This window comes from Shewanella sp. BJSY2023SW005 (genome assembly GCF_047314585.1).
GTDB lineage: Bacteria > Pseudomonadota > Gammaproteobacteria > Enterobacterales > Shewanellaceae > Shewanella > Shewanella algae.
Genome location: NZ_JBKORJ010000012.1, coordinates 71,712 through 81,831, shown reverse-complemented (window position 1 = coordinate 81,831; position 10,120 = coordinate 71,712). Strand labels below are relative to the sequence as shown.

9 protein-coding genes are annotated in these 10,120 nt (G+C 51.3%); 3 read left to right on the top strand and 6 right to left on the bottom strand.

Features of this window, described 5'->3' with window-relative positions; translation table 11 throughout:
- The first annotated feature begins 80 nt into the window (after positions 1-80).
- Positions 81-1,175, top strand: a complete 1,095-nt coding sequence (locus ACMHXI_RS01790) for an ISAs1 family transposase (RefSeq protein ID WP_109248997.1) — start codon at positions 81-83, stop codon at positions 1,173-1,175.
- Here ACMHXI_RS01790 and ACMHXI_RS01785 read toward each other — a convergent pair.
- The 6 genes from ACMHXI_RS01785 to phhA form a co-directional block, all read right to left on the bottom strand.
- Entirely contained in the window at positions 1,172-2,461 is a 1,290-nt protein-coding gene (locus ACMHXI_RS01785; RefSeq protein ID WP_413733851.1) for a S8 family serine peptidase, read from the bottom strand. The two genes, ACMHXI_RS01790 and ACMHXI_RS01785, sit on opposite strands and share 4 nt — an antisense overlap.
- Before the next feature lie 460 nt (positions 2,462-2,921).
- Positions 2,922-3,581 carry a maleylacetoacetate isomerase gene (gene maiA, locus ACMHXI_RS01780; protein ID WP_054745180.1) on the bottom strand — a complete coding sequence of 220 codons (660 nt, stop codon included), beginning with the start codon at positions 3,579-3,581 and terminating at the stop codon, positions 2,922-2,924.
- A 157-nt stretch (positions 3,582-3,738) separates the two neighbouring features.
- Entirely contained in the window at positions 3,739-4,728 is a 990-nt protein-coding gene (locus tag ACMHXI_RS01775; protein ID WP_025010901.1) for a fumarylacetoacetate hydrolase family protein, read from the bottom strand.
- Positions 4,729-4,989: 261 nt separating this feature from the next.
- Positions 4,990-6,528: a transcriptional regulator TyrR gene (gene tyrR, locus ACMHXI_RS01770; RefSeq protein WP_045282641.1), complete on the bottom strand. Its 1,539-nt coding sequence runs from the start codon at positions 6,526-6,528 to the stop codon at positions 4,990-4,992.
- A gap of 198 nt (positions 6,529-6,726) precedes the next feature.
- Positions 6,727-7,065, bottom strand: coding sequence for a 4a-hydroxytetrahydrobiopterin dehydratase (locus ACMHXI_RS01765; protein WP_025010903.1), 339 nt, complete (start codon positions 7,063-7,065; stop codon positions 6,727-6,729).
- Between the two features lie 54 nt (positions 7,066-7,119).
- The gene (gene phhA / locus ACMHXI_RS01760; protein ID WP_025888339.1) at positions 7,120-7,911 is read right to left on the bottom strand and encodes a phenylalanine 4-monooxygenase; all 792 of its coding nucleotides are present in this window, start codon (positions 7,909-7,911) and stop codon (positions 7,120-7,122) included.
- Between the two features lie 286 nt (positions 7,912-8,197).
- Between phhA and galU the strand changes: the two genes are divergently transcribed.
- Both galU and galE read left to right on the top strand, forming a co-directional pair.
- Positions 8,198-9,109, top strand: a complete 912-nt coding sequence (gene galU, locus ACMHXI_RS01755) for a UTP--glucose-1-phosphate uridylyltransferase GalU (protein WP_115390626.1) — start codon at positions 8,198-8,200, stop codon at positions 9,107-9,109.
- Positions 9,106-10,119, top strand: coding sequence for a UDP-glucose 4-epimerase GalE (gene galE, locus ACMHXI_RS01750; protein WP_096142701.1), 1,014 nt, complete (start codon positions 9,106-9,108; stop codon positions 10,117-10,119). Before galU ends, galE begins: the two co-directional genes overlap by 4 nt.
- Position 10,120 lies beyond the last annotated feature (1 nt).

Sequence of the window (10,120 nt, the reverse complement as noted above, 5' to 3'; positions counted from 1 at the left end):
CAGGGCGGGATCCCACTTTAAATTGAACTTTTACGGTTGGTCATGATCTGATCTGCCTTGCCCTTAATCCACAGATGACCATGACCCTTTTGAAACAACTAGAACAGATTACCGATCCCCGTAAGGACATCAATCTAAAGCATAATTTAGTGGATGTGGTGTTCCTGACACTCAGTGCTATCCTCAGCGGTGCGACTGGGTGGAAGTCCATTCAGGAATTCGGAGAAGAACAGCTAGATTGGCTCCGTCTGTACCGAAAATTTGAAAATGGCATCCCTAAAAGGCATTGTATCAGTAATATAATCAAAGCATTGGACAGCGAACTGCTCCTTCAAGCCATATTTGGCTGGATCAATGAGCAACGGCAAACGGAAGGGAAAACCGTTATCGCGCTGGATGGAAAAACCCTGCGCGGGGCGTGGAGTGAGGATGCTAAGAATGCACTCCATGTTGTCAGCGCATTTGATGTCGGCAACGGCATTACACTTTACCAAGACAGTTCACATTCTAAAGGGAAAGAAGCTGAAGTCGCCCGCAACATGATTGATGCTATGGCACTGGATAATGCCGTTCTGACGCTGGATGCACTGCATTGTCAGGTGTCTACCATGAACAAAATTAAACAGGGGAACGGTGATTTCATTATTCAGCTCAAGTCGAACCAGCCGGGATTATTTGAAGCAGTCAAAACCAGCTTCAGTAAAGCGTATGAGCAGCCAGAACTGGCTATATTTGAGCAGTTCAACATGGGTCATGGCCGCAGGGAGCGCCGAACAGTCATGCAGATAGAAGCAGAATTATCAGCGGAACTTAAGAAAAAGTGGCCGCACATCACCTCATTTATCGAAGTTGCCAGTGAACGGACAGTCGATGGAATAACATCATGTTCTTCACGCTGGTATGTCAGTTCCTTACCGCTCAATGCCGAAGAGGCCGCGAGGACTATTCGAGAGCATTGGGGGGTAGAAAATCAGCTCCATTGGGTGCTGGATGTGGTCTTCCGCGAAGATGCGCTGAAGGTAACGGATCCTGATGGCGCAAAGCATCTCGCCCTATTTAACCGAGCGGCTCTGAGTGCGATAAGGCAGCACCAAGGCAAAAAAGACAGTCTGGCAGGTAAGCGCCGCCGTGCTGGTTGGAGTCCTACATTTCGCTCAGAGTTGTTATTTGGTTAAGATATAAGCAAAGTGGAATCCCGCCCTGCCTTGTCACAGCCGGCTCTGTCCGTGGTCACTATCGCAGGGTCTTCATCACCAGATTCACCACCAGGAGCATTAACAAAAACATTTGCCCCCACCGATGAGTAACTGCTGAGTTTACCATCTGCACTTCCTGCACTGATCACCATATTATAAAGATTGGTGTTATTTGGAGACATATTGGCGTTGTGGTAAGGCAACCCTTTATTTGCAGGCTTGTTTTCCGCTTCAGCGCTAAAAAAATCTCCAGGTAATAGGAATTGAGGTATCCCCAAAGAATTGAGCCCTAAGTAGTTATAGCGAAAACCATTACCCGCCGATTTAACAAAAACACTACCTCTACTATCAAAGCTTTTAGTGGTAACTTGTTGATAAACCTCATACTCATTCTCTTTCATTGAGTCGGCTTTCAGCGGTTGACGTCCATAACTCTGGTTAAACACCCTGGCATTGTCACTGTAAGCACTGGCACCGTGGGACTTGGCGAAGTTCTCAAAGGTTTGCACGCTCTTGACCTTACCGCTGGGATCCCTATCCAGGAAGTTAAAACCGATAAGGTTGGCATCGGGGGCAACTCCGCGGCCGCCAAGACCATTCCAACCGGCAGCGGCTATGATCCCACCAACAGAAGTACCGTGCGAAGCACTGTCGGCAAATGGCGTAGGATCGATAGTGCCGGTGATCAGGTTATAGGAGCCGCCTTCAATAACATTGGCCTTGAGATCCGGGTGACTAATCTCCAGACCATCATCTACCACAGCAACAATAACGCCTTTACCGGTAACACCCGAGGCGATGGCATCACTGACATTCATGTCTTCACCGGCCACACCGCGATTCTTGGCAAAGGCATTTTGGCCTGTGTTTTTCAAGTGCCACTGATGCTGATACAAAGGGTCGCCACCGTCGATACGCAATGTCAGCGTTGAGACAGACTCGCTCTTGCCGTCACTGACTTTGAAGCGCACGACTTCTGTGCCTTCCAGCGTATCGGTCTGGTAGCTGAAACTGCCCTTGGCTGCATCATTGATGGTCAAAGTCCCTAGCTTGACTTCGCCGGGATCCACTAACGAAAAGGTTATCCCTCCTTCGGCATCTCTTCCTTCCAGTTGACCATCCAGGCGTACCGACTGACGAACGTCATAGGTCACATCCTGACTCTCAGGGGCTGTATTAACCGGCTCAGGTGCCTTCTTGTTGTCACTGCCACACCCCGCCAATAAGACTGCGGCTATGCTCAGCGCAATAATCGACTTATGCATACTTCTTTTCCTTTTGATAATAAAACGCCATACCGCCGAAAACAGGTTTCGGAAGCAAATGTTTAATAGGTATGGCGTATTTTTATTGTTATAGCTTGGCAAAAACCAAGCATTAACATGTGTATCACATGTAACAACTAATTCAATAAGAGAAAAACAACAAGCAGGAAAAATCCTACATACGATACGAAATACGTTATTTTAGACATTTTATAAAAGACTAAATAAAGAAATGGTAAACCTATAAATCTAAAAACAATTTCCTATATAATCCATACCAAAAATGTAATAAAAACAGCATATTGTTTAAATAATTAGTTACAAATTGCCGAGCGGATTTTATTTTCCAAAAGCCTGTTATTAACAGAAAGGTATCATTTTATAAGAGAGGTTTTTCAAGCGCGGGGTATTTTTAAGGTTATTTTATAGTCACCGCATAGATGACTATAAAATAATAAAACTACTGGGCATCTGGTTGATTTTCAGGTGCTGCATCAATAAAGGCCGACAGAGTCAGGCACTCATCATTAATACGACATATATTGGGATAAGGAGACAAATCGATATTAAAACGTTTGGCATTATAAACCTGGGGAACCAGACAGATATCCACCAGGCTGACCTGGTCGCCGAAACAATACCGGCCCGAGTACTGCTGCAGCTGTTGCTCCAATGCACCAAAGCCCTGTTCGACCCAGTGGCGATACCAATCATTCTTGGCCGCGTCATCCAACTTGAGCGTCCCGGTCAGATACTGCAACACCCGCAAGTTGTTCAAAGGATGGATCTCACAGGCAATCCCCATCGCCATGGCCCTGACCAGCGCCCGCTGCTCAATATCACCCGGCAACAGCGCCTCACCGCCAAAGGCTTCATCCAAATATTCAATGATCGCCAGCGATTGGGACAACACCAACTCGGCGCGCTCGTCGGTGTCATCCGTCACCACCAAAGCCGGCACCAACTCCTGCGGGTTTAGCGCCTTGAAAGCAGCCTGATGCTGCTCGCCGCCATTGCGCACCAGATGAACTGAGAGCTGCTCGGCGCAAAGCCCCTTGAGGTTGAGCGCAATCCGCACCCGATAAGCGGCGCTGGAGCGCCAGTAACCATATAATTTCAACATAAGTTGTTCTCCCAAAGCTCGCTAGCCTTAGATTGCGACTCCGCTCTGGTGATGTTTTATCCAAAGCCTTAACGCTGACACATTCGAAGGCAATACCAAGCCGGTATAAAAACCAACGGGGCTTCAGAGAGCCCCGTTTTGTTATCGAGTTATTTTACTCGGCTATATACTCAACTACCTGCTGATCTATCGTGCCGAAGATGCTGTGCCCGGCATCATCCAGCATTTCGATTCTGACCCTGTCTCCAAAGCCCATAAATGGCGTCACCGCCTTGCCCTCGGCAATCACTTCCAGCATGCGCTTTTCGGCCAAACAGCTGGAACCTGCGCTTCTGTCATAGTTGGAAATGGTGCCCGAACCTATGATGGCACCGGCGCCCAGGGGGCGGGTCTTGGTGACATGGGCGATCAGCTCGGCAAAGTTGAAAGTCATATCCACCCCGGCATTGGGCTTGCCGAACAGTTCGTTGTTCAGATGGGTGATCAGCGGCAGGTGAACCCGGGTATCCTGCCATTTATCCCCCAGCTCATCCGGTGTGATTGCCACCGGCGAAAAACTGCTGGAAGGTTTGGACTGGAAAAAGCCAAAGCCCTTGGCCAACTCGGCCGGGATCAGGTTACGCAGCGACACATCGTTAACCAGCATCAACAGCTTGATGTGAGAGGCGGCGTTTTCAGCACTCACGCCCATGGGTACATCATCTGTAACCACGGCAATTTCCGACTCGAAATCTATGCCCCAATCTTCGCTTGCCAGCGGGATATCGGCTCTGGGAGCGATAAAGCTGTCTGAACCGCCCTGATAGACCAGGGGATCGGTCCAGAAAGACTCCGGCATTTCGGCGCCGCGGGCCTTACGTACCAGCTCAACATGATTGACATAAGCGCTGCCGTCAGCCCACTGGTAAGCGCGGGGAAAAGGTGACAAACAACGGCTCTCGTCAAAGTCCTGGGTGTTATCCAACATGCCGGCATTCAGGGCATCGGAAAGCTCTCTGAGCTGAGGTTCCAGCAGTGACCAACTGTCAAGCAATTGCTGCATGGTCTGGGCTATGGCGGGGACAGCCACTGTCTTCTTCAAATCTCGGCTGACCAACATGAGTTGACCATCGCGGCGTCCATTGTCATATGTCGCTAATTTCATACCTGCTCCTTCCTGTCTCTGCCCGGATTAATGGTTTTCATCAGGCTATGTGCCCGGCTCAATCCGTTTCTGTTATCCCGCCAGTAATACCTCATGCCGCGGGGAATGAAAACTCTGTGACTCACTTCACATTTAGCCCGCACGGGAACGAGTTTGTAAACTTTCACTGACGCTTGCCATCAGCAAGCGCCGGCAAAGGCTTTGCGCTCAAAGATAGCCTAAATTTCAGCCGTTCCGGCGGCAAATCCGCTTTACAGGGCTTCAGCGCTTCTTGCTGATCTCATATTCCCTGAGTTTATTGGCAATGGCGGTGTGGGATACCCCCAACTTTTTCGCCAACTGGCGGGTACTGGGGTACGCCGGATAGAGACGCCGCAGCAAACCGGCTTCAAACTGTTTCATGGCTTGATCCAAGGTGCCTTCAAACTCCTTGTCGAAATAGCCAAAACCTTCGGCATAGGAAGGCAGTTTCAACTGTTCTATAGTCAATTCGGCCGAACCGTCCCACATGGATACCGCTCTGAACACGGCGTTTTTCAGTTGCCGCACGTTACCGGGCCAGGCATAGGTCAACAGGTGATCGCGGCAGGACGCTGAGATCCGCCGCACCGGGCTGGAAAGCTGCAGGCTGTAGTGTTCAAGGAACATTTCCGTCAGCGGGATAATATCGACCCTGCGTTCACGTAGCGCCGGCATATGGAAACTCAGTACGTGAATTCGGTAGTAGAGATCTTCACGGAACTCACCGGTCTGACAAAGCTCCGCCAAATTCTTCTGGGTCGAGCAGATGATACGGACATCGGCGCGCACCTCTACATCGCCGCCGATACGGCGGAAACTGCCGTCCTGCAGCAAGCGTAACAATTTGACCTGAGCGGCCTTGGACATCTCGGCAATTTCATCGAGGAAGACGGTGCCGCCCTTGGCTTCTTCGAAGAAACCCCGCTTAACCACTTCCCCCTTACTGACATAACCAAACAGCTCCTCTTCCGCGGCACTGTCGGGCATGGCGGCGCAGTTGATGGCAATAAAGGGTTTCTCCCGCCGCATGCTGGCATCGTGACAAGCCCTGGCCATCAGCTCTTTGCCTGTGCCGGTTTCCCCGGTGATCAGCAAAGGCGCATCCAGCTGTGCCATACGCTTGGCCTGCTTGAGTACCTCTTTCATCTTGTCGCTGACGGCCAGCACGGAATCAAAGCCACTGCTCTGGCTCTGCAGCGCGTTGAACTGTTTGCCCACCCGCGCAGGTGACTTGAGTGCCACCACGGCGCCGGCGAGAATACTCTTGTCGTTTTCATCCGGCAGATAAATGGGCAGCATCTCGGCCAGATACTCGTTGCTGCCAATAGCAACCCGGGTGGCCTGCGCCAACACCTTGGGCTCACTGAGCCAGCGACCAAAATTGAAGCCTTGCACCCAGTGATTGAGGGATTCATCTATTACTTCATGTTCGGCCATTTCCAGAATAAGCAAGGCCGACTCGTTGACGATACGAATACGTCCCTTACCGTCGAGGGAAAACACGGCATCCGGCAGGGTTTTCAATAGGGTTTTGAGGGCGTAATGCTCCTGCTCCGAGGGCATAAAGGAAACGGTTCTGACGTCGTGCACCCCTTCCACCTTACGGATTTGGGGCATCAACTCACTCAAGGTCTCAAAGCCGACCTCGGCAAACTGCAAATATAAGAATCCCTTGTTACTGGCGTCGATAGCGATAAGGTTAATCCCGTATCGCTCCAGCACCATTAAAATATCCTTGGCTAAACCAACGCGATCCTGACAACTGACTTCCAAGCGCATAACTGTCATTCCCTTTTATAATTCAGATTCTTTGGGATTATCGCCTGCATGAAGAGGTCGGCAGGCGATGTAAAAATGCGCCCTATACGTTAGAAGGTTCTGACACAAGTGGCAAGCTCGCTTTACAGCGGATTTGTAACAAAGGGAAAGGATTCAGTGTGAAGAGACAATCAACACACTGAATATATTAGGAAAAGATTAATCCAGCAACTGGTCTGTCTTGGCAGCCATGATAAAGTCGTTACGGTGCAACCCCTTAATGGAATGCGACCACCAGGTCACAGTCACCTTGCCCCATTCGGTCAGGATCCCCGGGTGGTGAAACTCTTCTTCAGCCAAGTCCGCCAGCTTATTGCTAAAGGCCATTGCCTGCCGGAAATTTTTAAACTTGTAAACCCGCTCCAGCTGCATGATGCCATCGCGCACCTGTACGCCCCAATCCGGGATCATCCTAATAAGCTCGGCAAGCTCGGCATCTGTCACCTTGGGAGCATCGGCGCGGCATGCTTCGCACTTCATATTGGCCAGTTCAGTCATAACATCTCCTTGAAAGTGGCCTGCACTCTTGCACGCAGGCCATTACCGCCAGTATCAGCTGGCTTTGGGTTGAAATTTGGGGGTAAAGAGTCCCAGTCGTTTGGCTTGGGTAATCGCCTTCATAATGTCCATGCGGGCGATTTCATCCAGAAAATCGATATGTTCTATCTCGTAATAGATGGGCTGCATAATGTCTATCCGATAGGGAGTGCGCAACACATCCAGCAGTTCAAAAGGTCTGCGCTCCGGTGTGTCGCTGAAGGCGTACAGCGTCTCGCCCGGCGAGCTCAAAATGCCGCCACCGTAAATTCTCAGGCCGTCAGTCTGGGTACGCAGCAAACCAAACTCCACGGTAAACCAGTAGAGACGTGCCAAAAAGACCCTGTCTTCCTTGCTGGCATCAAGCCCCAGCTGACCATAAATATGGGAGAAATGAGCAAAGGCCGGGTTGGTCAACAAGGGACAATGACCAAAAATCTCATGGAAGATGTCCGGCTCCTGCAGGTAATCAAACTCCTCCCTGCTGCGGATAAAAGTTGCCACCGGAAACTCCTTGTTGGCCAGGAGTTCAAAGAAGCGCCCGAATGAGATAAGCGCCGGCACCGCCGCCGTCTTCCAGCCCGTGGTGTCCTGCAACACGGCATCCAGCTCACCCAGTTGCGGGATCCTGTCTTTGGGCAAGTCCAACGCCTTGAGTCCCTGCATGTATTCGTCACAGGCACGTCCCGGCAAGTTGTGTTCCTGACGGGCATACAGCTCCTGCCAGATGGCGTGCTCGTCCTGCGGGTAATCTATTCGGCCATCACTGCCTGGGTGACGGGCCACATATTGAGTTGCTTTACTCATAGTCCATACTCACTGCCTGAATCATTTCTGATTTCATGTTCACTCAAGGCCACACTTTTGTTAACCAGGTCACACTTTATTTCCGGCGACCAGTGAAGAAAATTTGTAAAGATTGAGTTACGAATTGGTATTTAACTCTGTGAACTCAGAAGCTTATTTTTGTGCTCCAAACAGGCTTTTTTGCATATTTCCAGGGAAATTAGCCCTTTTTGCAAATGGCTTTTCGGTGCCACTGCATTACAATAGGGGCTGATTTATCCCGAGCACCCAAGGTATCTGAATGCCGATAAAATCGACCACCATCCGCAAGGCGGTAATCCCCGTTGCGGGTCTTGGCACCCGAATGCTGCCGGCCACCAAGGCCATTCCCAAAGAGATGCTGCCGGTAGTAGATAAACCCTTGATCCAATATGTTGTCAGCGAAGCCATTGCCGCCGGCATCAAGGAAATCGTGCTGGTTACCCACGCCAGTAAAAACTCCATTGAAAACCATTTCGATACCAGTTTTGAACTGGAAGCCCAGCTTGAGCGCCGGGTAAAGCGGCAACTGCTCAATGAAGTGCAGTCCATCTGCCCGCAAAATGTCACTGTTATCAGCGTCCGCCAGGCTCAGGCCAAAGGGCTGGGACACGCCATTCTCTGTGCCCGTCCGGTAGTAGGTGATGAGCCGTTCGCCGTGCTGCTGCCGGATGTGTTGATAGACGATGCAGCCAGCGATCTTTCCCGCGATAATCTTGCCGAAATGGTCAGCCTGTTTGACCACACTGGAACCGGGCAGATCATGGTGGAAGGTGTGCCTCACGAGAAGGTAGACCAATACGGAATAGCCGATGTCAACGGCCACGATCTTAAGCCGGGCGAATCCCAGCCGCTTATCAAACTGGTTGAAAAACCGGATGTCGACGAAGCCCCCTCTAACTTGGCTGTAGTGGGCCGCTATGTGCTACCTGCCGCCATTTGGCCCTTGCTTGGCAAGACGCCGGCCGGTGCCGGTGATGAAATTCAGCTCACGGATGCCATTGCCATGTTGATGCAAAGCCAGCAGGTCAACGCTTACTACATGCGTGGCAAGAGCCATGACTGTGGCAATAAGTTGGGTTATATACAGGCAACGGTGGAACATGCATTGCGCCACCCCGAGCTTGGACGTGAATTTGCCGCCTATCTGGGCGATTTGGTTAAAGGAAGTAAAGCATGACAATTTTGGTCACCGGTGGAGCCGGTTATATTGGCACCCACACTCTGGTTGAACTTCTGGCCGCGGGCAAAGAGGTTGTGGTGATAGACAACCTGAGCAATTCAAGTGTCGAAGCCTTGGCCAGAGTCGAAGAGATCAGCGGCAAGAGCGTGCTCTTTTATCAAGGCGATATTCTCAACAAGGCATTCCTGCAGAAAGTCTTCAGTGACCACAGCTTCGAAGCCGTTATTCACTTCGCCGGCCTTAAGGCGGTGGGTGAATCCGTCGCCCAGCCGCTCAGATACTATGAAAATAATGTCACCGGCACCCTTGTTCTGTGCCAGGTGATGAAAGAATATGGCGTTCGCAACCTGGTATTCAGCTCATCGGCCACAGTTTACGGCGATCCCGCCAGTCTGCCGATCACTGAGGCCTTTCCCACCGGCGCCACCAACCCTTATGGTCAGTCCAAGTTGATGGTGGAACATATTCTGGCGGATCTGGCCGCGGCCGATGCCAGCTGGAACATCGCCCGCTTGCGTTATTTCAACCCGGTCGGCGCCCACAAGAGCGGCCGCATCGGTGAAGATCCCAACGATATCCCCAACAATCTGATGCCCTTTATCGCCCAGGTTGCCGTCGGCAAGCGCGATAAACTCAGCGTATTCGGCAATGACTACCCCACGGTAGACGGCACGGGTGTGCGCGACTATATCCACGTGGTTGACCTGGCCATAGGCCACCTCAAGGCACTGGATAAACTCGCCACCAATCCGGGCCTGGTCACCTATAACCTGGGAACCGGCCAGGGCTACAGCGTACTTGAGATGGTCAAAGCCTTTGAGAAAGCCTGCAACAAGGCGATCCCCTTTGAGTTTGCCCCGCGTCGTCCCGGCGATATCGCCGCCTGTTATGCCGACCCTACCCATGCCACCAAAGAGCTGGGCTGGCAGGCAGAGCACAGCCTGCAGGATATGGCCGACTCCAGCTGGAACTGGCAATCCAACAATCCTAACGGTTACAAGGGTTAGT

What these genes read in the sequence shown, in the direction of transcription:
- ACMHXI_RS01785 (WP_413733851.1), bottom strand. Translation starts at nt 2,461, where the DNA reads ATGCATAAGTCGATTATTGCGCTGAGCATAGCCGCAGTCTTATTGGCG.
- galE (WP_096142701.1), top strand. Translation starts at nt 9,106, where the DNA reads ATGACAATTTTGGTCACCGGTGGAGCCGGTTATATTGGCACCCACACT.
- ACMHXI_RS01790 (WP_109248997.1), top strand. Translation starts at nt 81, where the DNA reads ATGACCCTTTTGAAACAACTAGAACAGATTACCGATCCCCGTAAGGAC.
- phhA (WP_025888339.1), bottom strand. Translation starts at nt 7,911, where the DNA reads ATGAGTAAAGCAACTCAATATGTGGCCCGTCACCCAGGCAGTGATGGC.
- tyrR (WP_045282641.1), bottom strand. Translation starts at nt 6,528, where the DNA reads ATGCGCTTGGAAGTCAGTTGTCAGGATCGCGTTGGTTTAGCCAAGGAT.
- ACMHXI_RS01775 (WP_025010901.1), bottom strand. Translation starts at nt 4,728, where the DNA reads ATGAAATTAGCGACATATGACAATGGACGCCGCGATGGTCAACTCATG.
- ACMHXI_RS01765 (WP_025010903.1), bottom strand. Translation starts at nt 7,065, where the DNA reads ATGACTGAACTGGCCAATATGAAGTGCGAAGCATGCCGCGCCGATGCT.